This is a genomic window from Nocardia sp. NPDC005746, assembly GCF_040630785.1.
In the GTDB taxonomy this organism is placed as follows: domain Bacteria; phylum Actinomycetota; class Actinomycetes; order Mycobacteriales; family Mycobacteriaceae; genus Nocardia.
In genome coordinates this window covers 397,191-419,326 of record NZ_JBEXYE010000004.1, presented here as the reverse complement: position 1 = coordinate 419,326, position 22,136 = coordinate 397,191, and the positions used below count along the sequence as shown (strand labels likewise).

At 68.5% G+C, this 22,136-nt stretch carries 21 protein-coding genes and 1 tRNA gene; 13 read left to right on the top strand and 9 right to left on the bottom strand.

The annotated features are described in order from the left end of the window. The first annotated feature begins 66 nt into the window (after nt 1-66). The 4 genes from ABZ412_RS10755 (at nt 67) to ABZ412_RS10740 (ending at nt 3,866) form a co-directional block, all read left to right on the top strand. A complete protein-coding gene (locus ABZ412_RS10755; protein WP_357278913.1) occupies nt 67-1,395 on the top strand; it encodes a DUF3533 domain-containing protein in 1,329 nt (442 codons plus the stop codon). A gap of 98 nt (nt 1,396-1,493) precedes the next feature. Next, complete coding sequence (locus tag ABZ412_RS10750; RefSeq protein WP_357278911.1) at nt 1,494-2,180, top strand: GAF and ANTAR domain-containing protein; 687 nt, start codon at nt 1,494-1,496, stop codon at nt 2,178-2,180. 112 nt (nt 2,181-2,292) lie between these two features. Next, on the top strand, nt 2,293-3,003 hold the full coding sequence (locus tag ABZ412_RS10745) for a GAF and ANTAR domain-containing protein (RefSeq protein ID WP_357278909.1): 711 nt from the start codon (nt 2,293-2,295) through the stop codon (nt 3,001-3,003). A 218-nt stretch (nt 3,004-3,221) separates the two neighbouring features. Next, nucleotides 3,222-3,866 (top strand): sigma-70 family RNA polymerase sigma factor, encoded by a 645-nt coding sequence (locus ABZ412_RS10740; protein ID WP_357278906.1) that lies wholly within the window; start codon nt 3,222-3,224, stop codon nt 3,864-3,866. A gap of 26 nt (nt 3,867-3,892) precedes the next feature. Here ABZ412_RS10740 and ABZ412_RS10735 read toward each other — a convergent pair whose 3' ends face one another. The 7 genes from ABZ412_RS10735 to ABZ412_RS10705 all read right to left on the bottom strand — a co-directional run bounded on the left by ABZ412_RS10735 (nt 3,893) and on the right by ABZ412_RS10705 (nt 10,509). Next, nucleotides 3,893-5,443: an MFS transporter gene (locus ABZ412_RS10735; protein WP_357278904.1), complete on the bottom strand. Its 1,551-nt coding sequence runs from the start codon at nt 5,441-5,443 to the stop codon at nt 3,893-3,895. A gap of 100 nt (nt 5,444-5,543) precedes the next feature. Next, nucleotides 5,544-5,936 (bottom strand): large conductance mechanosensitive channel protein MscL, encoded by a 393-nt coding sequence (mscL, locus tag ABZ412_RS10730; protein ID WP_357278901.1) that lies wholly within the window; start codon nt 5,934-5,936, stop codon nt 5,544-5,546. A 160-nt stretch (nt 5,937-6,096) separates the two neighbouring features. Then, complete coding sequence (locus ABZ412_RS10725; RefSeq protein WP_357278900.1) at nt 6,097-7,626, bottom strand: BCCT family transporter; 1,530 nt, start codon at nt 7,624-7,626, stop codon at nt 6,097-6,099. Nucleotides 7,627-7,780: 154 nt separating this feature from the next. After that, nucleotides 7,781-8,167 (bottom strand): hypothetical protein, encoded by a 387-nt coding sequence (locus tag ABZ412_RS10720; protein WP_357278898.1) that lies wholly within the window; start codon nt 8,165-8,167, stop codon nt 7,781-7,783. A gap of 10 nt (nt 8,168-8,177) precedes the next feature. Next, nucleotides 8,178-8,414, bottom strand: a complete 237-nt coding sequence (locus ABZ412_RS10715) for a hypothetical protein (RefSeq protein ID WP_357278895.1) — start codon at nt 8,412-8,414, stop codon at nt 8,178-8,180. Between the two features lie 88 nt (nt 8,415-8,502). Beyond that, a complete protein-coding gene (locus tag ABZ412_RS10710; protein WP_357278893.1) occupies nt 8,503-9,801 on the bottom strand; it encodes a D-arabinono-1,4-lactone oxidase in 1,299 nt (432 codons plus the stop codon). A gap of 33 nt (nt 9,802-9,834) precedes the next feature. Continuing rightward, on the bottom strand, nt 9,835-10,509 hold the full coding sequence (locus tag ABZ412_RS10705) for a helix-turn-helix domain-containing protein (RefSeq protein ID WP_357278890.1): 675 nt from the start codon (nt 10,507-10,509) through the stop codon (nt 9,835-9,837). Between the two features lie 117 nt (nt 10,510-10,626). Here ABZ412_RS10705 and ABZ412_RS10700 point away from each other — a divergent pair, with 117 nt between their 5' ends. Beyond that, nucleotides 10,627-12,135 carry an MFS transporter gene (locus ABZ412_RS10700; RefSeq protein WP_357278888.1) on the top strand — a complete coding sequence of 503 codons (1,509 nt, stop codon included), beginning with the start codon at nt 10,627-10,629 and terminating at the stop codon, nt 12,133-12,135. 91 nt (nt 12,136-12,226) lie between these two features. On the opposite strand, the gene ABZ412_RS10695 is transcribed toward ABZ412_RS10700, so the two are convergent. Further along, nucleotides 12,227-12,901 (bottom strand): hypothetical protein, encoded by a 675-nt coding sequence (locus ABZ412_RS10695; protein WP_357279041.1) that lies wholly within the window; start codon nt 12,899-12,901, stop codon nt 12,227-12,229. A 136-nt stretch (nt 12,902-13,037) separates the two neighbouring features. On the opposite strand from ABZ412_RS10695, the gene ABZ412_RS10690 reads away from it, so the two are divergent. From ABZ412_RS10690 to ABZ412_RS10665, 6 genes are all read left to right on the top strand, one after another. Further along, complete coding sequence (locus ABZ412_RS10690) at nt 13,038-13,466, top strand: CrcB family protein (protein ID WP_357278885.1); 429 nt, start codon at nt 13,038-13,040, stop codon at nt 13,464-13,466. Beyond that, nucleotides 13,463-13,822: a DUF190 domain-containing protein gene (locus ABZ412_RS10685; protein ID WP_357278883.1), complete on the top strand. Its 360-nt coding sequence runs from the start codon at nt 13,463-13,465 to the stop codon at nt 13,820-13,822. Before ABZ412_RS10690 ends, ABZ412_RS10685 begins: the two co-directional genes overlap by 4 nt. Beyond that, nucleotides 13,819-14,181: a CrcB family protein gene (locus ABZ412_RS10680; RefSeq protein WP_357278881.1), complete on the top strand. Its 363-nt coding sequence runs from the start codon at nt 13,819-13,821 to the stop codon at nt 14,179-14,181. The genes ABZ412_RS10685 and ABZ412_RS10680 overlap by 4 nt, the downstream gene beginning before the upstream one ends. A gap of 47 nt (nt 14,182-14,228) precedes the next feature. Beyond that, the gene (gene pgm / locus ABZ412_RS10675) at nt 14,229-15,869 is read left to right on the top strand and encodes a phosphoglucomutase (alpha-D-glucose-1,6-bisphosphate-dependent) (protein WP_357278879.1); all 1,641 of its coding nucleotides are present in this window, start codon (nt 14,229-14,231) and stop codon (nt 15,867-15,869) included. A gap of 104 nt (nt 15,870-15,973) precedes the next feature. Continuing rightward, nucleotides 15,974-17,188, top strand: a complete 1,215-nt coding sequence (locus ABZ412_RS10670) for an MFS transporter (RefSeq protein WP_357278877.1) — start codon at nt 15,974-15,976, stop codon at nt 17,186-17,188. 44 nt (nt 17,189-17,232) lie between these two features. Next, on the top strand, nt 17,233-17,973 hold the full coding sequence (locus ABZ412_RS10665) for a thioredoxin domain-containing protein (protein WP_357278874.1): 741 nt from the start codon (nt 17,233-17,235) through the stop codon (nt 17,971-17,973). A gap of 200 nt (nt 17,974-18,173) precedes the next feature. On the opposite strand, the gene ABZ412_RS10660 is transcribed toward ABZ412_RS10665, so the two are convergent. Then, the gene (locus tag ABZ412_RS10660; RefSeq protein ID WP_357278872.1) at nt 18,174-19,931 is read right to left on the bottom strand and encodes a DUF222 domain-containing protein; all 1,758 of its coding nucleotides are present in this window, start codon (nt 19,929-19,931) and stop codon (nt 18,174-18,176) included. 129 nt (nt 19,932-20,060) lie between these two features. Here ABZ412_RS10660 and ABZ412_RS10655 point away from each other — a divergent pair. Together ABZ412_RS10655 and ABZ412_RS10650 are read left to right on the top strand one after the other, a co-directional pair. Further along, nucleotides 20,061-20,133: transfer RNA gene (locus ABZ412_RS10655), tRNA-Ala, on the top strand. 786 nt (nt 20,134-20,919) lie between these two features. Continuing rightward, nucleotides 20,920-22,136: Ig-like domain-containing protein (locus tag ABZ412_RS10650; protein ID WP_357278869.1), on the top strand; the 1,217-nt coding region annotated here is incomplete at its 3' end.

Sequence of the window (22,136 nt, the reverse complement as noted above, 5' to 3'; positions counted from 1 at the left end):
GGATATCGGACACACTCGGGGATGTTGACGTTGACTACTTTGTTGTCGCTGCCTACATTCGTGCCCATGGCGAATGAGAACTCGGTCCAGCGCGCCGTGCCGCTGCGCGGCTGGATCGGCCCGATGGTGGTGCTCGGCCTGCTCGCGGCCCTGATCGGCACCATGTACCTCGGCTACACCTCCGACCCGGAGAAGAACCTGCACGACTTCCCGGTCGCCCTGGTCAATCAGGACGTGGGTGACGTGATGGACGGCCGCACCGTCAATATCGGCGACCAGATCGCCGACGCGCTCACCGAGCGCATCCCCGCCGACAAGATCGACCTGCGCGTGGTCGGCATCGGCGAGGCCCGCCGGCAGTTGAGCGACGGCCAGGTCTACGGCGCCATCATCATTCCCGGCGACTTCACCAAGCGACTCTCGATCCTCGCCGCGGCCTCGGTGGTGCCCGGCGACGTGGAACGGCCGGTCATCACCGTGCAGACCAATCCGCGTGCCGGCACCTACGCCTCCTCGATCACCCAGCGCATCGCCGATCGGGCCATGGCGCAGGTGAATTCGACGGTCGGCGCGCAGCTCACCGACCAGGTGAAGGCCAAGCTCGCGCCGCAGGCGGGTGCGCCCGCCACCGAATTGTCCGGCGCGGCACGGTTGCAGCTGGCCCAGCCCATCGACGTGGTCACCAGCCCGTACCGTCCGCTCCCGGCAGGCACCGGGCAGGGCCTGTCCGCGTTCTTCTACACCCTGGTCCTGCTGTTCGCGGGCTTCAGCGGTGCGATGATCATCCACTCCATGATCGACAACGTGCTCGGTTACGTCCCGGCCGAATACGGCCCGTGGTTCCGCGCCCCCGAGCCCGCCTCGATCAGCCGCTGGCGCACGCTGCTGGTGAAGTGGGCCATCGCCGCGATCACCGCGCCTTTCCTCTCCGGCATGTTCATGGGCATCGCGCGGATTTTCGGTATGCCCATCGACGAACCGCTGCCGCTGTTCCTCTACGGCACGCTGGCCATCATCGCGGTGTCGGTCACCGGGCTGTCGGTGCTGGCGGCCTTCGGCACCGCGGGCCTGCTGATCAATATGATCGTGTTCGTGGTGCTGGGCCTGCCCTCGTCCTCGGGCTCGATTCCGGTGGAAGCGATTCCGCGCTGGATCGCCTCGCTGTCGAGCTTCGAACCGATGCACCAGATCTATCTGTCGGTGCGCGCCATCCTGTTCTTCGACGGCCACCTCGAGGCCGGACTCGGTACGGGCATCTGGATGACGCTGTTCGGGCTGGCCTTCGGAGCGGTGCTCGGCGCGGTCGCGACGCATCTGTACGATCTGCGCGGCCTGTACCGGCTCGGCGTGCCGCACCGTCCGGTCGCGGTCGCCGTTGGCGCTGACCCACAGTGACTTTCGGCCCTGTTCGTTGTCGAGCTGTGACGGAGATACTGGCCTCGGGCACCGAATAACTCATCGCCGGGCGATGATTGTGGGGCGGTTCGATGGTGATGGCTTCGTCGCAGTTCGATCAGCTGACAGGACAGTTCCTGCGCGCCGTGCGCGACGCGGGCGGCGGATTGAACGCGGTGTGCATCGCGTGCGTGCGGGTATTACCGGTGCGCCGCGCCGCCATCGTGCTCGAGGAACGCGACGCGGGCATGCAACCCTGGTGCGCCAGTGACGAATTCGCCGAACGGGTGGAGCGGGCGCAGGCGACGGCGGGGGAGGGCCCCGCGGTCACCGCGGTGGCCGACGGGGTGCCGGTGGTGGTCACCGATCTGAGCGCCGACTGCGAGCACTGGCCAGGTTTCGCCGAAGCCCTCTCCGGTACCCCGGTGTCGGGCTCGCTGTTCGCGGTGCCCTTGCGGCTGGGCGCGATTCGGCTCGGCGGGTTGGACCTGTATCGCGAATCCATCGGGCGGCCCGGGCCGCGGCTGCTGTCGGCGTCGCTGCACATCGCCGATCTGGTGACCGCCAGCCTGGTGCTGGCCACCGGCCACGACGCCCGCCAGTGGGCACAGCCGTTGTCCAGCAGATGGATTCACCAGGCGGCCGGCATGACCAGCGCCCAACTCGGCATCGAGATCCCCGACGCCTACGCGCGCCTGCGCGGATACGCCTTCACCCATGGACTCTCGCTGGTGGAGGTGGCACGGCGGGTGGTGGAGCGCAGCATTCGGATCGAGGCCGAATGAGCGCAACTGTTCCGTGACACCCGCCCGGCAAATACCATGGGCTGACGGCAAGAGCGGCACAGGAATACTTTCGTGGCGGGCGCCCGGCGTTCGCCGATGCGGGGTGAATGCGGTGTCCGACAGTGAGTTGCTGGTGACGGTGCTGGCCAGATTCGCGCGGCTGCTACCGGCGGCGAGTGAACTGCCTCAGATTCTGGACGAGTTGATGCGCAGCGCCATCGATGTGCTGGAACCGGGCGGGGTGACGGTGGCGCTGTCCGCCCGACTACGAGGCGACCGGTCCGAACTCTTCACCGGTATCCCCGAGGACCTCCTGGATCTCGAGGTCTGCCAGCGCGACCACGACCGCGGACCCGGCGTGGTCGCGCACGCTTGCGGAGCGCCGGTGACCGTCACCGATATCGGCAGCCACGGCGACCTGTGGCCGGAGTACACGACCGTGGCCGGGCAGCACCGGATCGCCTCGGTCGCCGCCGTCCCCATGCGCCTGGACGCCACCGAAGCCGGTGTGCTGAGCCTGTATTCGCGCGAGGCCCGGCACTGGACCGGCCAGGACCTGTCGGTGGCGACGCTGCTGGCGGGCATGGCCGCCGGGCACATCGTCACCGCCGATCTGATGCGCCGCCACCAGCGGGTGACCGAACAGCTCCAGCACGCGCTGACCACCCGCATCGTGGTGGAACAGGCCAAGGGCGTGCTCGCCCACGCCCACCACACCACCCCCGACGCGGCGTTCGAGTTGATCCGGGCGCACGCCCGCCGCAACCGGGTGACGGTGCACGCGGTCGCGCACGGCATCGTCGCACTGGGGCTACGGATCTGATCCACGCCCGGTTCGGCCGGGTTTGCCGGGATGATGTCCGGTTAATCGGATCGGTGCAGGCATCGGGCCCCGGGGCGTAGCCTGGATTCTTGGCGGAACCGAAAGCCCCTGTCCCCGGCCGGTTTCCGCAGTGGCCGTCCCAGTCCTCGACGGCTCGTTTCGACATATCCGTATCCGGACACCGTCGATCCGCTCGCTTCGTCGACCTGGGGGCAATCGTGAATTCCTCACGTGCACCACACCGTTCCGCTGCCCACCCGGCAGTCCGTCCGCAATCGGCCCACCCCGTCCGACCTTCGACCGTCCCTGCCCGCCGCACCCGGCGCGGCAGCGAGTTCGACAGCCTCGTCCGCCGCATCGCCGAGCGCGACCGCGCCGCCTACGAGGAGCTCTACCGCCGCACCCGCGGCCTCATCTACTCCCGCGTCCTGAACATCGTGTGCGACACCGGATATGCCGAGGAAACCTGTCACGAGGTCTACCTCCAGGTCTGGCGCAGCGCCCCGAACTTCGACCCGGCCCGCGGCAACGCGCTGACCTGGCTCACCACCCTGGCCCACCATCAGGCGGTGGACCGGGTCCGGCGCGAGTGCAGCGCGGCTGGACACGAACACCGCTGGGGCGTCGGCGATTACCGCCCCGCCACCGATGTGGTGGCCGAGGAGATCCTGCGCCGCCAGGAGGAGCGCGCCATCCGCCACGGCCTGTCCACCCTCACCCCCAATCAACGCGAGTCGCTGGTGCTGGCCTTCTACGGCGGGCTCACCTACCCGCAGGTCGCGGACCGGCTGGGAATCGGCCTGCCCGCCGTGAAGGCGCGCATCCGCTCCGGCCTGGCGCAGCTGAAAGTCGCACTGGCATAACCGGATGCATCCCCGGGAAGGGGGTCTCAGTGCGCGGCGGTCGCCTTGAAGCCGCGCGGAACCAGGATCACGGTGAGCACCGCGACCGCGCCCACCAGTCCCGTGGAGATCCAGGAGGTGGTGGTGAGCGCCGCGTCGTAGGCGTGCTGGGCGATGCGCAGCACCTCGTCGCCGGCGGGTCCGCCGATCCGCTCGGCGACGTGGGCCGCGCCGCCCACCGAGCCCTGCGCCTCGGTCAGATCGTCGCCGTGCAGCGGCAATCCGGTCATGTGGCCGGTGAACAAACGGCCGTGGATGCTGCCCAGCAGTGCCACGCCCAGACCGATGCCCAGTTCGTAGTTGGTCTCCTCGACCGCCCCCGCCTGCCCGGCGCGCTCGGCGGGCACCGAGGCGACCAGGACGGCGGCGGCCGTGGTGATCGCGATGCCGTCACCGATGCCCAGGCACAGCAGCACCAGGGCGACGATCGGGTAGGTGGTGTCGGGAATCGCGGCCAGCACCGCGAAACCCGTCGCCAGCGCGCCCAATCCGAAACCCATCAGCGCGCGCACGCCCACGCGCCGCATGAGCCAGGGGGTGGCCAGCGAACCGAACAGGGTGGCCAGCGCCGCGGGCAGGGTGCGCATACCGGCCTCCGACGGCGAGTAGCCGTGAATGTATTGCAGCCACAAGGAGATCAGGAACAGCGCGGCTCCGATGGCCAGCATGGCGAGCAGGGTGGCGAGCGCGGCGGCGGTGAAGGCGCGATTGCGGAACAGCCGCACATCCAGCAGCGGGTCGGGCGACTTCGACTGCCGGTAGGCGAACCACCCCAGCAGGAGTACCGACGACACCAAGATGATCAGATCGACCGGGGCCGGATTGCCCTTCGCCACATGCTTGATGCCCCACGCCAGCGCCACGATGCCCAGCACCGACAGCGCCGCGCCGGCCCAGTCCAAGCGGCCCTGCTGCGGGGCCCGGTACTCCGGCAGCAGCCACAGCCCCGCGGCCACGGTGAGGATCACTACGGGCACATTGAGCCAGAAGGCCGCCGACCAGCCGAACGCCTCGACCAGATGACCGCCGACCAGCGGGCCGATGGCCGCGCCACCGCCGGCCACCGAGGCCCAGATGCCGATGGCGAGGGTTCGTTCGTGGTCATCGGTGAAGATATTGCGGATCAGCGAGAGCGTGGACGGCATCACCATGGCTCCGCCGACCCCGAGCAGCGCCCGGCCCGCGATGAGCTGGGCGGGGGAGTGCGCGGTCGCCGCGATCACCGAGGCGACGCCGAAGAGCAGGAAGCCGAGCAGGAACAGCAGTTTCCGGCCGTACCGGTCGCCGATCGCGCCGCAGGTGATCAGCAGACCGCCCAGCACCAGGCCGTAGAGGTCGACGATCCACAGCTGCTCCATGGGGGTGGGCGCCATGTGATCGATGAGCGAGGGCAGTGCGACATTGAGGATGGTCGCGTCCATCGCCACCAGCAGCAGGCTCGCGCAGAGCACGGCGAGCATGGCCCACCGGCTCGCCGGTGCGGGCCGCACCGGGTCCGCCAGATCTCTCGCCTGTTCCCGGGGTGGAATGCGGCCCACGGTTCCCGCCTCCTCGACTAGATCTCTGTCCGGCTGTTGGCAACAACCTGGCTAAGCCTAGTCGAGGCGCTCGGCGGAACCGTGGCCCGACGGTGGGGAACTACCGGCTCGCGTTCTGCTTGGCGAGCAGGTCGCGGATCTCGGTGAGCAGTTCCAGCTCGGTCGCGACCTTCTCCTCCTCGACCTTCGCGAAACGGTTCTTGATGGTGTTCATCGGCAGGATGAGCACGAAGTAGAGCACCGCCGCGACGCAGAGGAAGTTGATGCCCGCGCTGATGATCGGCCCGAGGGCGACGAAGGTGGACGGCTTGTCGGCCAGCAGCTGGAAGCCCAGGCCGAATTCCTTGTTGCCGCCGAGGGTGGCGAGCAGCGGCTCGATCACGCCCTTCGTCACCGAGGTGACGATGGCGGTGAACGCGGTGCCCATGACCACCGCCACCGCGAGATCGATGACATTGCCCCTCATCAGGAAGTCTTTGAAGCCCTTGAGCATGATGCGCGCAGTTCCAATCCGAGACGTTTTCGTTATGTTCCGGATGGGAGTTTAAATGCTGGTAGGGGCCTTGTGCGCACCCGGCACACCCCCCTTGACGCGTGTCACCCCGATCGCCGGAAGGGTGCTGGCACACATTTGGCAAACCGGAGGGTCCGAATCAGCTCTCGCGGCCCGCCTCCGAGCGCGCGTGATCGGCCCGGAAGGTCTTCACCAGCGCCATGCACATGGCCAGCAACACCACACTGAACGGCAACGCGATCAAGATCGCCACCGTCTGCAGGGTGGTCAGCGCGGCCGTGCCGGTGCCGCTGGCCACCAGCAGCGCCGCCGCCACCGCACCCTGCGCGGTGGTCCAGAACGCGCGACTCCAGGTAGGCGGCTCCGGATTGCCGCCCGAGGACAGCATGTTCACCACCAGCGCCCCCGAATCCGCGGAGGTGACGAAGAACAGCACGATCACCAGGATCGCCAGCCCCGCCGTGATCGATCCGCCCGGCAGCGTCCGCAGCAGCTCGAACAGCGCGCTGTCGCGATCGGGTCCGTCCGGACCGACCAGCCCGCCGCCACCGAACATCTCGCGGTGCAGGCCCGCCCCGCCGAACACCGCGAACCACACGAAGGTCAGCAGCGTCGGCACCAGCAGCACCCCGGCCACGAACTCCCGCACCGTGCGCCCGCGCGAGATGCGCGCGATGAAGACGCCCACGAACGGGGCCCAGGAGATCCACCAGCCCCAATAGAAGACGGTCCACTGCTGGGTCCAGGCCGTCCCGGTGGGGCCTTCGGTCGCGCCGGTGTACATGCTGATCCGGGGCAGCGACTGCAGGTACTGGCCCAGGCTCTGCACCAGATCGTCGACGATGAACAGCGTCGGCCCGACGATCAGCACGAACAGCATCAGCGCGCCCGCCACACCCATATTGAGCTGGGACAGCAGTTTGATGCCCTTGTCCACGCCCGTCACCACCGACACCGTGGCCAGCGCGGTGACCGCCACGACCAGCGTCACCTGCAAGCCCTTGCCCGGTTCGTGCAGCCAGCCCTGATGATTCAGCCCTGCCGAGATCTGCAGCACCCCCAGCCCGAGGGAGGTCGCGACGCCGAACACGGTGCCGATCACCGCCACCACGTCGATGAGATCCCCGCGCCAGCCCCGGACCTTGTCGCCCGCGATCGATTCCAGCGACCAGCGGATCGACACCGGCCTGCCCTTGCGGTGGATCGAGTACGCGATCGCCAGCCCCACCACCACGTAGATGGCCCACGGGTGGATGCCCCAGTGCAGGAACGTCTGCACCATGGCCGAATCCGCGCGCTGCGCCGGGGTGGACCCGACCCCGGGGCGCGGGTCCTCGTAGTGGAACAGCGGCTCGGCCACACCCCAGAACACCAGGCCGATCCCCATGCCCGCCGCGAACAGCATGGAAAGCCAAGCGCCGATGGAGTATTCGGCCTGCTCGCCGTCCTCGCCCAGGGTGATGTCGCCGAACCGGCCCAGTCCCAGCCAGATCGCGAACACCACGAACAGGCTCACGATCAGGATGTAGTACCAGCCGAAGCCGCCGATCACATTGTCCTGCAGCGCTTTCGCCTGCCGGGCCGCGGTATCGCGGAAGACGATGGCGTACACGGTGAAGGCGGTCACCACGATGGCCGAGGGCCAGAACACCCGGGGAGCCACCGCCACTCGATGATGGGCCGGAACCGTCTCGGTCGAGGTATGGCGGGTCGTGCCCACGTGGCGTGCCCCCTGCGGTCGTCGTCTGCTGCGATCTACCTGCCGAACACATGCGAACAACCCCGGCTCCGGGCCGTGTGGCCCGGAACCGGGGTTGGCTGAACTACTTTCCGGCCCTGTTCTTCAGCGCGGTGACGATCTCGTTGACCGCTGCCAGCACGTCCTGTGCGGCGTGGTCGAGGTTGGCCCGCACCTGTTCGAGGGTGACCTGGAAATCCTCGGGAGTGATCTTGTCGGCGAAGGACTTCGCCATATCGGCGAGGTCGGCGGCCGCGGTCTGAGCCCGTTCGGCCAGTTCGGCGGCGGCGCCGCTGGCCCGTTCGGCCAGCTGTCCGGTCGCCGCCCCGGCCCGCTCGCGCAGGTCGGCGGCGGTGACCCCGAGATCGGTGGTCAGGTCGTCGGCGGTGGTGCGCAGGTCGTCTGCCAGGCGTTCGGTCGCGTCCTCGAACTTCGAAGCGCCGTCGCCGAGATCGTCGTCGTTGGTCGGCATGGTTGGACTCCTACTTCGATCCGCGGTCGAACATCCCCTTGACCTTGTCGGTCAAGCCCCCCGCCCATTCCTTGACTTCGTCACCGGCCTTCTCGGCCCACTCCTTGACCTCGTCGCCCGCCTTCTCGACCCATTCCCTGGCGTCCTCGGCTCCGCCCTTGAAGGCCTCCTGCGCTGTGTCGCCCAGATTCTGGGCCGCGCCGGGAGCCATCTCGCCCGCCTCGTTGCCGTCGCTGAAAGAAGTCATCGAACCTCCTACGTGGGTGGTCACGCCCGGAAGAGCAGCGATCTTTCAGCAACCGATACTAGTCGGTTTGTCCTACGCTCGGGCGTACTCAGTTCACCGGGCCCAGGACGCGCTCGATGTAGGCGTTGGTGAACCGGCCCTTGGGGTCGAAGCGACGGCGCACCTCGGCGAAGCGGTCCCACTCCGGGTAGCGCTCACGCAGTGTCTCGGCGGTCTGGAAGTGCCGCTTGCCCCAGTGTGGGCGGCCGTTGTAGCGGTCGAAAACGCGTTCGCAGGCGCGGAAATACGGCTCGTAGTTCATGCCCTCGTACTGGTGGACCGCGATGTAGCAGGTCTCGCGCCCGCCGGCGGGTGACAGGAAGGCGTCATCGGGGGCGACCCAGCGCACCTCGATCGGCATCGGGGTGTCGAAATGCTTGGCCACCTCCTTGATCTCGCGGATGGCGTCGACCGAATGCTCGCGCGGGATGGCGTATTCCATCTCGGTGAAGCGGAACAGCCGGGGGCTGGCGAAGACCCGGTAGGAGCGTTCGACCTGGCGGCGGTAGCTGCCGGCGTAGGCGGCGCTGCGCTGGACCATCGGGATCAGGTTCGGGCGCCACCGGGTGAGCTTGCACAGCGCGTCGAAGGTGTAGTTGGTCATGAGGATGTCGGAGAACCAGTCCATGGCTTTGCCGCGCGGCTGTTCGGGGAGCTCGACCCGGTTGTTGCGCTTGGTCATGGCCAGCGGGCTGTGGGCGAACATGTAGAACTCGAAGTGCTCGTTGTCCTCGACGTAGCTGTCCAGATCGGCCAGCACGTCCTCGACCGGGATCGGCCGCTCGATGCCCTCGAGCACGAACGACGGCACCATCTGCAGCGTCACGGCCGTGACGACGCCCAGCGCGCCGACATTCACGCGCGCGGCGCGCCAGCCGTCGGGATCGGTCTGCTCGTTGAGTTCGATCCGGCTGCCGTCGGCCAGCATGAGCTCCACCGAATGCAGTGCGGCGGAGAGGTTCTGCAGCTTGGATCCGGTCCCGTGGGTACCGGTCGCGGTGGCGCCGGCGATCGACTGCACGTCGATGTCGCCGAGGTTGGGGAAGGCCAGGCCCAGCGGGTGCAACGCGTTGCTGGCGGCATTGAGGGTGATGCCGGCCTCGGCGCGGACCAGGCCGGTCGCGCGGTCCACGTGCAGGATCTTGTCGAGCTGGTTCAGCCGCATGAGCGTGCCGTCGGTGAGCACGGTCTCGGTGAAGGAGTGCCCGGATCCGGCGACCCGGACGGTGTGGCCGTTCGCTTCGGCCTGAGCGAGTACTGCCGCGACGTCCTCGGGCGAGCTCGGTTCGGCGATGGACGCCGGGGTACAGCTCTGATCCCCGGCCCAGTTCACCCAAGAGTTGGTCATGCGACCAACTTTAAACCGCGAGTGTGATGCGCGCTACCGTTTGCGCGGGTTGAAGGCGGCCGCCTTCGCTCGCTCGACCTCGTCTTCGGACAGTGGACGCTGCGTGAGCGGCAGGCGAGGCACGCTGTCGCCGCGCACGCCATTGAGAATCACCGCCATGTAGCGCTCCCATACTTCGGGATTGACCGGCCGGGCGAAGCCTGCGATGCCGTCGACCATGTTCACCATGGCGAAGAAGTCGGCCGGTTCGATATCGGGCTGCAGCACGCCCGCGTCCTTGGCGCGCGCGATGACCGCCTGCATCCCGGGCCGGATCTGATCCTTCATGCACACGAAGCGCTCCATGCTGTCGTGCAGTTCGAGGATCACCTCGCTGAAGCCCCGGTTGGCGGCGACGTGGCGGCACGAGTACTCGAACAGGTCGGTCAGGCCCTCCCAGGGATCCGGGTGGTGCAGCGCCACGTTCACGGCCTCGGCCAGTTCGGTGACCATCTGGTCGAAGACCTCGGAGATGAGCTCCTGCTTGTTGGCGAAGCGGCGGTAGACCGTGCCGACGCCGACGCCCGCCCGCTCGGCCACATCGTCGAGGGTGACGTCCAGCCCCCGATCGGCGAACAGCTCGCGGGCGGCCGCGATGATGCGCTGCTGATTGCGGGCGGCGTCCGCGCGCAGACGCCGAGGTGGGGGCGCGGTGGTGACGTGATTCACAGGCTAATCCTATCAGCAATCGGGATTATCCGGAGGAGCTATCTCCGTTTAGCTGATAGCTTGATCGGTAAGCGGAGATGGTTTCTCCACTAAGTCTAGGGGACGAGGACACCAACCATGACTACAGCGCTCGAGAAAGACGTCACAGCCCCGGCTGCGACCGAGGACACGGCAGGGCGGCGCGGATCGCACGCCCTGCGCTGGTGGGTGCTCGCCGTGCTCGGCGTCGCCCAGCTGATGGTCGTGCTCGACGCGACCGTCGTGAACATCGCGCTCCCGCACGCGCAGGCCGATCTCGGCTTCTCCAACGGCGACCGGCAGTGGGTCATCACCGGCTACGCGCTGGCCTTCGGCTCGCTGCTGCTGCTCGGCGGACGGCTCTCCGACCTGTTCGGCCGCCGCACCACCTTCATCACCGGCCTGATCGGCTTCGCGGTCGCCTCCGCGGTCGGCGGCGCGGCCGGCAACTTCGAGGTGCTGGTCGGCTCCCGCGTCGCGCAGGGCGTGTTCGCCGCGCTGCTCGCGCCCGCCGCGCTCTCGCTGCTGACCGTCACCTTCACCGAACCCGCCGAGCGCGCAAAGGCATTCGGCATCTTCGGCGCCATCGCCGGCGCGGGCGGCGCGCTCGGCCTGCTGCTGGGCGGCGCGCTCACCGAGTGGGCCTCGTGGCGCTGGGTGATGTACGTGAACCTGGTCTTCGCGGCCGTCGCGCTGGTCGGCGCGATCCTGCTGCTGGCCAAGCACACCGCCACCACCCGCCCCAAGCTGGATCTGCCCGGCACCGTCACCGTGACCGCCGCGCTGTTCGGCATCGTCTACGGCTTCTCGCATGCCGAGTCCGACGGATGGACCAACGGCGTCACCCTGGCCTTCCTGATCGGCGGCGTCGCGCTGCTGGGCCTGTTCGTGTGGCTGGAACAGCGCGTCGCGCACCCGCTGCTGCCGCTGCGCGTGGTGCTGGACCGCACCCGCGGCGCGTCCTACGTCGCGGTGTTCACCATCGGCATCGGCATGTTCGCCATGTTCCTGTTCCTCACCTACTACATGCAGCAGCAGCTGGGGTACTCGCCGATCCGCACCGGCGTCGCGTTCCTGCCGATGGTCGCGGGCATGGTCGCCGCCTCCACCACCGTGCCCGCACTGCTCATCCCGCGGGTGGGCCCGAAGGTGACCGTGGTGACCGGATTCCTGCTCGCCACACTGGGAATGGCGCTGCTGACCCGCATCGGTGTGGACACCGGCTACGCGAGCCACATCCTGCCGAGCCTGCTGCTGATGGGCCTGGGTCTGGGTATGGCGATGTCCACCGCGTTCAGCGGTGCGACCGCGGGCGTGGAGCACGCCGACGCCGGCGTCGCCTCGGCCATGGTGAACACCAGCCAGCAGGTGGGCGGCTCGATCGGCACCGCGCTGCTGAGCACGCTGGCCGCGACCTCGTTCAACGACTATGTGGCCGGGCACGTTCCGCCGTCGCCGCGGGTGCTGGCCGAGGCCGCGGTGCAGAGCTACACCACCACCTTCTGGTGGGCCGCCGCGATCTTCGTGGTCGGCGCGGTGGTCACCGGGCTGATCATGCCGAACAAGGTACCGGTCCCGGCCGAGGGTGAACCCGTTCTCGCGCACTGAGATTCGAACCCCTGGACACCGTGGTCCAACCATGAAAGCGGCCCCGCTCGCCGATCCGAGCGGGGCCGCTTCGTTTTCCTTCTTACCGCGATCAGCGGCAGTTGGAGGGCGGGGCCAGGCCCGCGAACCGGTCGGACAGATAGTTCATGGCGTTGAGCGTGCCGGAGAAGATGGCGGTGCCGTGGTCCGCGCCCGGGATGACGTCGAACTGGACCGGCGTCCCGGCGGCGCAGTAGCGGCCCGCGGTGTACTGGGCCAGATCCAGCGGCACCTGGTCGTTGCCGCCGTGCCATTCGCAGAGCGGCTGGTGGATCAGCTCGGGCACCGCGATCGCCCAGCCCTTGGCCGGCGGCAGCGGGAACGCCGACGACTCCTTCAGACTCCCGTCGAGCAGGCTGTGCGACGGCGCGCATTGCAGGCCCAGGGAATTCACGAACGGCTGATACGACAGCAGCGGTCGCGGCCCGGGGCCCGGGGAGATCAACGTGGTCACCGCGGCGATGGGCGCGCCGTTGGAATTGGTGGAGCGGAACAGGATCCGCCACACCGTCGCCCCGGGGAACGGGTGGGCGGGCACCTGGCGGGAGTTCAGCACGTCGCCGTTCCGAGCGGCGTCGAGATTGCCTGCGGCGTAGTAGAACCCGTCCGGATCAGGGAGGGGGAAGATCGCCCCGGCGTGCGCCGCGGGCGCGGCCGCCATGACGGCCGCCAGGACCGCGGCGATTCCGAAGCTCTGGACCAGCATCTTTCTGATCGACTGGCGCACCGCCAACTTGGCTCTCCTCGAGGCCGGTGGGACAACGCCGGGCAAGCCGCACTATCCTCGCAGTTCCGGGCTGCTGTTCGGGCTCAGCAACACGCCAGACAGCGGCGATTGGGCCAGGCAAATCGAAGGGAGGGTGATGGCGGCGAACACCGCGGGCGTCGACGTCGCTCTGCTCGGCGTCATCGCCCTGGGAGGCGCGATCGGGGCGGAGGCGCGCTACGGGGTGAGTGTGCTGCTGCCGCAGCGCGGTGTGATCCCCTGGCACACCTTGGCGGTCAACGTGATCGGTTGCTTGCTCATCGGGGTACTCATGGTCTGTATCACCGAGATCTGGGCGGCGCACCGACTGCTGCGGCCGTTCCTCGGGGTCGGTGTACTGGGCGGATTCACCACCATGTCCACATACGCCGGGGAAGTTCGTACACTGCTCGAATCGGGCCGAATCGGCTACGGGCTCGGCTACCTCGGGGGGACGGTGGTGACCGGGCTGATCGCGGTCGTGCTGGGCGTGGGTGCGACACGATGGATATCGGGAACGGCGCGACGATTGGGGGCAGGACGATGAACACGGAGTCCGACACCGATGCGGTCCGGCGGTGGATACCGGCGTCGCGGCTGACGGTGCTGCTCGGCGAGGACGACACCTATCGGCATCGGCCCCGCTACCACGAGATCGTGCGGCGTGCCCGGGATGCCGGATTGGTCGGGGCGAGTGTGTGGCGCGGCGTCGAGGGGTACGGGGTGTCCTCCCAGATCCACACCACCCGACTGCTCGATCTGGCCGAACGGCTGCCGGTGATGGTGATGATCATCGACGACACCGACCGGTTGCGTGCTTTCGTGGAAACCAATGCGGACCTGCTGGATTCACTGACCGTCGCGCTCTCGCCCGTCGACGTCTTCGACGGGGTGCGGCGGTGACCGCGCTGGCGGTGATCCTCGGCGCGCTGCTCGGTGCGCCCGCCCGATTTCTGGTGGATCGCGCGTTGGCCCTTCGATTCGATAGTGTTCTCCCCCTGGGCACACTGACGGTGAACATGGGCGGTTCGGCCTTGCTGGGCGCGTTGATCGGTGCGGGAGCAAACCATTGGCTCTTCGCGGCCGCGGGAACGGGCTTCTGCGGCGCGCTGACCACGTTCAGTACGTTCGGATACGAAACGGTTCGTTTGGCCGAGGAGGGCGCTTACAGCTATGCGGTGGCGAACGTCGTGATCGGCGTCGGCGCGAGCCTTGCCGCGGCCTACCTCGGTGTCCAACTCGGGCAGTGGGTACGGCCGTGATCCTGATGACCAGCCGGGCGCAGGCGATACGGAAGGGAGGTGCGGGCATGGCCCACGATCGAGCCGGACGACCGGCGCGGGCCACGGACCTCGAGGACATCGCGCACCTGGTGACCGCGTACTACAGCCGCATCCCGGATCCGGCCGATCCCGCGCAGCTGGTCTCCTTCGGCACCTCCGGGCATCGTGGATCCAGCCTGGACTGCGCGTTCAACGAGGCGCACATCCTGGCCATCACGCAGGCCATCGTGGAATACCGGGCCTCGCGCGGCATCACCGGGCCGGTGTACCTGGCGCGGGACACGCACGCGCTGTCCGAGCCCGCCTGGACCACCGCCCTGGAGGTGCTCGCCGCCAACGATGTCACCGCGATCATCGACGCCCGCGACAGGTACACGCCCACACCGGCTTTGAGTCACGCCGTGCTGCGCCACAATCGGGGCGGCACCCGGCATCAGGCCGACGGCATCGTGGTGACGCCCTCGCACAATCCGCCCCGCGACGGCGGCTTCAAGTACAACCCGCCGCACGGCGGCCCGGCCGACACCATCGCCACCGACGCCATCGCCGCCCGCGCCAACGAGCTGCTGCGTACCGGGCTCTCCGAGGTCAAGCGCACCTCGCTGGCGCACGCGCTGGCCACCAACGTGGAGCGCTACGACTACCTGGACCGCTACATCTCGGACCTACCCAACGTGCTGAATCTGGACGCCATTCGCGGCGCTGGGATTCGGCTGGGCGCGGATCCCATGGGCGGGGCCTCCGTGGATTACTGGGAGGAGATCGGGCAGCGCTACGACCTCGAGCTCGAGGTGGTGAACCCGTTCGTCGACCCGACGTGGCGGTTCATGACGCTGGATTCCGACGGGCGGATCCGGATGGATCCGTCCTCGCGCTACGCCATGGCCTCACTCGTGGCGATTCGCGACGATTACGACATTTCGACCGGCAATGACGCGGACGCGGACCGGCACGGGATCGTGACTCCCGATGCGGGACTGATGAATCCGAACCACTTCCTGGCGGTGGCGATCGAATACATGATCGCCAACCGGATGGGGTGGGACGCGCTGACCAAGATCGGCAAGACGGTGGTGACGTCCTCCATGATCGACCGCGTGGTCGGCGTGCTGGGCCGCGACGTGTACGAGGTGCCGGTCGGGTTCAAATGGTTCGTGCCCGGATTGTTCAGCGGCAGCCTCGCTTTCGGCGGCGAGGAGTCCGCGGGCGCCTCGTTCCTGCGCATGGACGGCACCGTCTGGACCACCGACAAGGACGGCATCCTGCTGGCTCTGCTGGCCGCGGAGATCACCGCCGTCACCGGGCAGAGCCCGTCCACCCGCTACACCGAACTCGAGAAGCGCTACGGCTCACCCGCCTACGCCCGCGTCGACGCCACCGCCACCGCGGAACAGAAGACCCGCCTCGCGGCGTTGACGCCGGACATGATCACCGCGACCGAAATCGCCGGCGAACCCATCACCGGTATCCAGACCCGCGCCCGCGGCAATGGCGCGGCGCTGGGCGGGCTCAAGATCACCACCGAGAACGCGTGGTTCGCGGCCCGGCCCTCCGGGACCGAGGACAAGTACAAGATCTACGCCGAATCCTTCGAGGGCCCCGAGCACCTCGTACAGGTGCAGGCGGCCGCGGAGGAGATTGTCGGACACGCGTTGTCCGGTGGCTAGTGCGGCGTTCGGCCGGATGTTGGAAATGAGTGGATCGGTGTGTGCGGTGGAGTTGTCGCGGTGTGCCGGGGTCGCGCGACCAGGTGAGCGCGAGGTGTCGGCCGGTGAGTGAAGTGCTGGAGACGCGGCGGCTGCCCGTGGAGATCTGGGTGCTGGTGGGCTCGGCCTTCACCATCGCCATCGGGTTCGGTTTGGTCGCACCGGCTCTGCCGCAGTTCGCGCGGAGCTTCGATGTCGGCGTGGCGGCGGCCTCGTTCATCGTGAGCGCGTTCGCGTTGATGCGCTTGATCTTCGCCCCCATGGCCGGGCGGCTGTTGCAGAAACTGGGCGAGCGCCCGGTCTACCTGACCGGTCTGCTCATCGTCGCGGTCTCCACCGGCGCGTGCGCCCTCGCGCAAAGCTATTGGCAGCTCCTGGTGCTGCGTTCGCTGGGCGGCATCGGATCCACCATGTTCACGGTGTCCTCCCTGGGCCTGGTCATCCGCATGTCCCCGCCCGCCGAACGCGGCCGCGTTTCCGGCGTCTACTCCACCAGCTTCCTCATCGGCTCCATCAGCGGCCCGCTGGTCGGCGGCGCCCTGTCATTCCTGGGCCTGCGCGCCCCCTTCCTGATCTACTGCGTAGCTCTGCTGATCGCCAGCCTCATCGTCTATGTGGCCCTCCGAGATTCCCCCTTGGCTCTTCCGGAGAAATCCGACGGCGCCCCCACCATGTCCTTCCGCGAAGCCGCCGCCCGCCCCGCCTACCGAGCCGCCCTCTGGGCCAACTTCGGCAACGGCGCAGCGGTATTCGGCGTCCGTATGGCGCTCGTGCCCCTGATCGTCGTAGAGGTCCTCAAACAAGACGCCGCCCTGGCGGGCGTAGCCCTCACCGCCTTCGCCCTCGGCAACGCCTCGGTCCTGTTCCTCTCCGGCCGCTGGTCGGACACCCTGGGCCGCAAACCCTTCCTCACCGCGGGCACCCTGGTCTGCGCCGTAGGCACCGCAGGCATCGGCTTCGCCTCGACCCTGCCCTGGCTCCTTGCCGCCTCCGCCCTCGCCGGCATCGGATCCGGCATGTTCACCCCCGCCTTGCAGGCGGCGGTCGCCGACATCATCGGCCCCGGCCGCCGCGGCGGCCCGGTCCTCGCCGGCTACCAGATGTCCGCAGACCTCGGCACCTTCCTCGGCCCCTACGCCATCGGCCTGCTCGCCGACCGCGTCTCCTACGGTGTCGCGCTCGGCGTCACCGGCATCCTGCTCGCCTCCGCCTCCGCGGTCTGGCTGGTCGTGCCCGAGACCCTGCGCCGCAAGGAAGCCGCGCTCGCCGTCGACCGTTAGGGGCGGGTGTCGGTGGGGTGGGGGTGTCGGGCAGAGTGGTGCGGGTGAGCAATCCGACTTCGAAGCACACGCCGCGGCCGGTGTCGAGCAAGACCACCTATGCGCTGGCCGGGGTGGCGGTGGTGGTGATCGTGCTGATCGTGTTCGCGGTGTTCCAGTGGAACCGCGGTGGCGGGGACGCGGTGCGCAACGACGGGTACGGGTCGGCGCACGATCCGGCCGTGGAGGTGGCGCTGGACTCCGACGGGGCCATCGTGCTGGGGAAGCCCAAGGTGGCGAAAACCCTTGACATCTACGAGGATCCGCTGTGCCCGGCGTGCGGCCAGATGGAGAAGGTCAACGGCCAGGAGATCGCCCAGCAGGTCGACGAGGGCAAGCTCGCGGTGCGGTACCGGCTGGTGAACTTCCTCGACTCCCGCTCGGGCAGCAAGGACTACTCCACCCGCGCCGTCGCCGCCAACGAATGCGTGGCGCAGGACGGGAACGGCCCGGTGTACGCCAAGTTCCATGAGCTGCTCTTCACCACGAAGCAGCCTTCCGAAGGCGGCTCCGACCACGACAACAAGGAACTCGCCGCATTCGCCAAGGAAGCGGGCGCGAGCGACTCCGTCGCCAAGTGCATCACCTCCGGAGACCGCGCCGACACCGCCCGAGCCCACGCCGCCGCCGCTCTCAAGGCCCTTGGTGACGCTCTGAACGGCCCGGCCGCCACCCCGTCGGTCTTCCTCGACGGCAAGAAGGTCGACCGCGGCAACGCGGACTGGGTCCTCAGCGCCGCGAAATAGGCTGCGGAACAGCGGTCTTCGGATAGCCGGTTCAGGCCGGGCAGCGACTCCTGCGAGTCGGCTGCCCGGCCTGTCTCATGCGGTGGCATCCGCTGCGATTGGGTGGGGTGCGGCCCATCGGGGGAACGGTGAATTTGAGCCGCACCCCGGGCAGGGGGCCGAGCCGGGGGCTCGGTCCCTTGGTTCGGGGTGGTGAACGGTCAGTGGGGGACCGGGTGGGTGGGGGATTCGGGGATGTCGTTGTCGGCGGTGGTGCGGGACAGCTGGGGGTGGATCAGGACGTGGGATTCGAGGGGGTAGGCCAGGTCGGTGGTGAAGTAGCTTCCGGCCGTGGCGGGGTCGGTGGGGACCGGGCGGAGGCGGGGCGGCTCGGCGGGGGCGTCTATGTCGGTGTGGGGGAAGAGGTAGCGGGCGCCCTCGCGGATGGTTTCGTGGGTCTCACCGCTCGGGTCGATCCAGCGCATGCGGTCGGTGTCGGCCAGGTAGACGCGCCACGGGTGTTTTCCCTTGTCCGCCAGGGACTTCAGGCGGTTGTGATGGGTGCAGAGCACGGCGCGGTAGCCGGAGTTCGGTTGTGCGGGGAGGCGGGGGAGCGGGCCGAACTGGATGAGTGAGGTTTCGGCGGCGGGCATGGTGCAGCCGGGGAAACGGCAGAATCCGTCGAGGGCGCGCACCTCGCGGGCCGGGGCGTTCGAGAAGGGGCGCACCGCAGTGACTTTGGCGTGTTTGCGCAGTGGTGCGGACGGGGGAGCCGGTTCGGTGGGCCGGGCGGGCCGTTCCTGGGTGGCAGGGCTGTCGGCGGTGGCGGGACCATCGGTGGTGAGGCGGCCGCGATCCACCCGGGGGGTGGCCGGGGTGTCGTCGCGCACGCGACGCTCGCGGAGGTGGGCGGCGGCCGCGCGCTCCCAGGGAGCTTCGGCGGCGATTCGCGTCCGCCGGGTCCGGCGCGGGCTCGGAATGCCGTCGGCGAGGACGGATTCCTTTGTCTGCGAAGCGCTTTCCTCAGGGGGCGAAGGGGCGTCGTCTTCGCTCGGGCCCGGAGTGGCGTCCTCCGGGAAGTACTCGGGGATGACCTGGAACCGGGCGTGTTCGGCGAGCGAGCGGGCCAGCGCGGCGTCGATGGGTCCGTAGCCGGACAGGAAGGCGGGATCGTCGCGCAGGCCGAGGAGGGTTTCGGCGGACACGCCGACCTGGATGAGTGGACGGCGAGGCGTGGTGGGGGTGCTGGCCTTGGGGCAGTCGAGTTCCTTGCCGCATTCGCAGTGCAGGCGGCCCGAGCCGTCGGCGAGGGCGATGAGCGCGTCGGCCCGGCGCTGGGACATGGTGCGCGGATCGTCCTCGCACACTTGCAGGCTCATCTCCCGCAGCCGCATGGCGAGCGCCTGCGCTCCCGCGGCGGGCAGCAGCCCGTCGAACACGGCCATCCCGTCTTGAACCGCGCGAATCCGGACATCGCGGTCCTGTTCCCGGGCCTCGCGCCGCCGCGTCTCGCCGTCGGGATCGAGCCGCGTCACCCAGCGCTGCGCGGTCTGCCGCAGCCGGACCGGATCGGACCGCAACGCGGCGTCGATCAGCTTGGGCTCCAGGACTTCCCGTATTTCCCGTGGCTTCCCCCGCAGGCAGTCCGTGATCACCTGCACCCGGGACAGATCGATCCGTCCCGCCGCGAACGCCAGTTTGGTCTGGGGTAGCGAGTCCAGCGCGAGCCCGATGTCGATGAGCGCCGCCGCCACCCCCTCCGGCACCTGCACCGCGACCGCGATCTCCGCCGCCGCGAACTCCCCGGCCCGCACCCCGCCGGCGCCCGGTGCGGCGTTCGCGGCCCGATGGCGGCGATACACCTCCCGCACCGCTGTGATTTCCGCCGCCTGTGCGAACGCCGCCGCCCCGTGTGCCCGCCGCAGCGCGTCGACCAGCTCGTCCTCGCCCATCGCCTCCACCTCTCGGCTATCGAACATGCGTTCGAGACTACCTCCCGGTGATCGTCACCGCCAGCCTCTGTCCAGGCGATTTGGTTTGTTCCGCATCGGTCGTGTAACTTCGTTCAAGCAAGCGGGGCAACGCCCGGCTGGCGGAGAAGTGAATACGGGGCTATGGCGCAGCTGGTAGCGCACCACACTGGCAGTGTGGGGGTCAGGGGTTCGAGTCCCCTTAGCTCCACCCGTTGATACAGGTCAGGCCCGGTTTCGTACCGGGCCTGACCTGTTTTTGTTCCGCCTACCCCGCGCTTGCCCACGGTTTCGATTCAATCTTCATCGTTCCGTCGTGTCGGGTGGTATGGCCAGTCGCCGGCTCCCGGAGCCACCCGGCCGCAATCTGGTCAGACCTGAGTGTCGACCGCCTGGCTACGGTCCGTATCTGGCGCGCGGAGTGACCAGCGGGTGCCGGAGGAACGGCGCATTCGCTGTCTTGCTGGGCAATCGAGCGGAGTATTTGCCGACGTGCCCGGATCGTTACCTTCGGCCGAACTGGGCAGATGTCCAAAATTGGTGTCGAACTCGCCGGTAACTTTGTGAAACGCCGACATTTCCGAATGTGGCCACCTATGGTGAGCGCGCTTGCCCCAGACGAGATCACAGGAGATCACAGCAGTACGGATCAGAACAAATGCCGAGAGCAGAGCTTCCGAAACTCTCGGTCGTAGCCTCCGCTGAAACCCCTGAGTCTGCGTGATCGCCGGCGTTGCGTGATTCAGCGATCGAATGTTGTTGATGATCGCTGGATTTGCCCTGTCCGGATACCAGCGCTCAGAAGAAAATCAGTAGAAGGAAAGAAAATGCGTCATTCCTCGATCGCTGCCGGTTTCGCGGCGTCAGCGTTGCTCGTAACCGGCGGGCCTGCCTCGGGATAAGCGGCGTCGCGGGGGAGTGGGGCGATGTGCGTTCCGTCCCTCTGCCCGCGATCGAATTCCGAACGAGCGCCGAATTCTCTTCTCCAGGAATAACAATGACAAATCGACATGTCGCCCGCAAACTTGCCGCGACCACCACGGCCGCGAGCGCTCTGGCGCTGTTCGGCACCGGCGCCGCGGACGCGAACCCCGGGAACATCACGTGGTCCGACGGCTCCTCGCAGTTCACCCGGACCATCAGCAACGTGTCCCCGGCCGAGGGTGACACCATCACGGTCTCCACCCAGTTCAGCCGTAACAGCTGGACCGACGAGTACATCTACAACATCAAGGACCGGCACCCGGCCTGTATCACCTATGTACCGGGTTCGGCCACCATGGGTGGTGGCGCGGTGTCGAATCCCGAAGTAGTCGCCGACGAGGGCAACGGCGGCGGCTACGTGCGAGCGTCGTTCGGCAGCACCTCCTGGGTGGTCCAGAACCGGCCGGGCTTCCACAGCTCCCCGACCTTCAGCGTGCAGTACAAGGTCGGTCACGGCTGTGCCCGCGGGGCCGCTCTGACCACCGGCATGGATTACGGCGGGTCGCTCGGCTCGGGGTTGTATGGTACTCAGGGCCCGTCGATCACGGTGGGCAAGAACGCCACGACCACCACCCTGGCCCCGGTCTCGGGCGCCCGCGCGGGCCAGCCGGTCACGTTGACGGCCACGATGACCGGTGGCTCGGCCGGTGACACGATCGGTTTCTACGACGGCGGCACCCAGATCGGAACCGGCGCCCTGGACGCCACCGGTACCGCGACCTACCAGTGGACACCGACGGTGAGCGGCAACCGCACCCTGACCGCGCAGTATCCAGGCACCGCGTACGCCAACGCATCGCAGTCCGCACCGCAGACCGTGAACGTTACTGCGGCCGATGTCGCTTCCACCGTCACTCTCAATCCGGTGACGGGTGCGAAGGTCGGTACCGCGACCACCCTCACGGCCAAGGTGACTCCGGCAGCGGCGGGTGGCACGGTCCAGTTCGCTGACGGCACTACGGTTCTGGGGACCGGGCAGGTCGACGGGACCGGCACTGCCACCTTCCAGTGGACGCCCTCGGCTGCTGGTGCGCACACGCTGACCGCGACGTTCTCGGGGCGTGACGGTGTCACCGGGTCCAACACCACCGCACAGGCGGACGTTGCCGCGGCCGCTGTCGCTTCCACCACCACTCTCAACCCGGTGATGGGCGCGAAGGTGGGCACCGCGACCACTTTGACCGCGACGGTGACCCCTGCCGCGGCCGGAGGCACCATCGAATTCGCTGA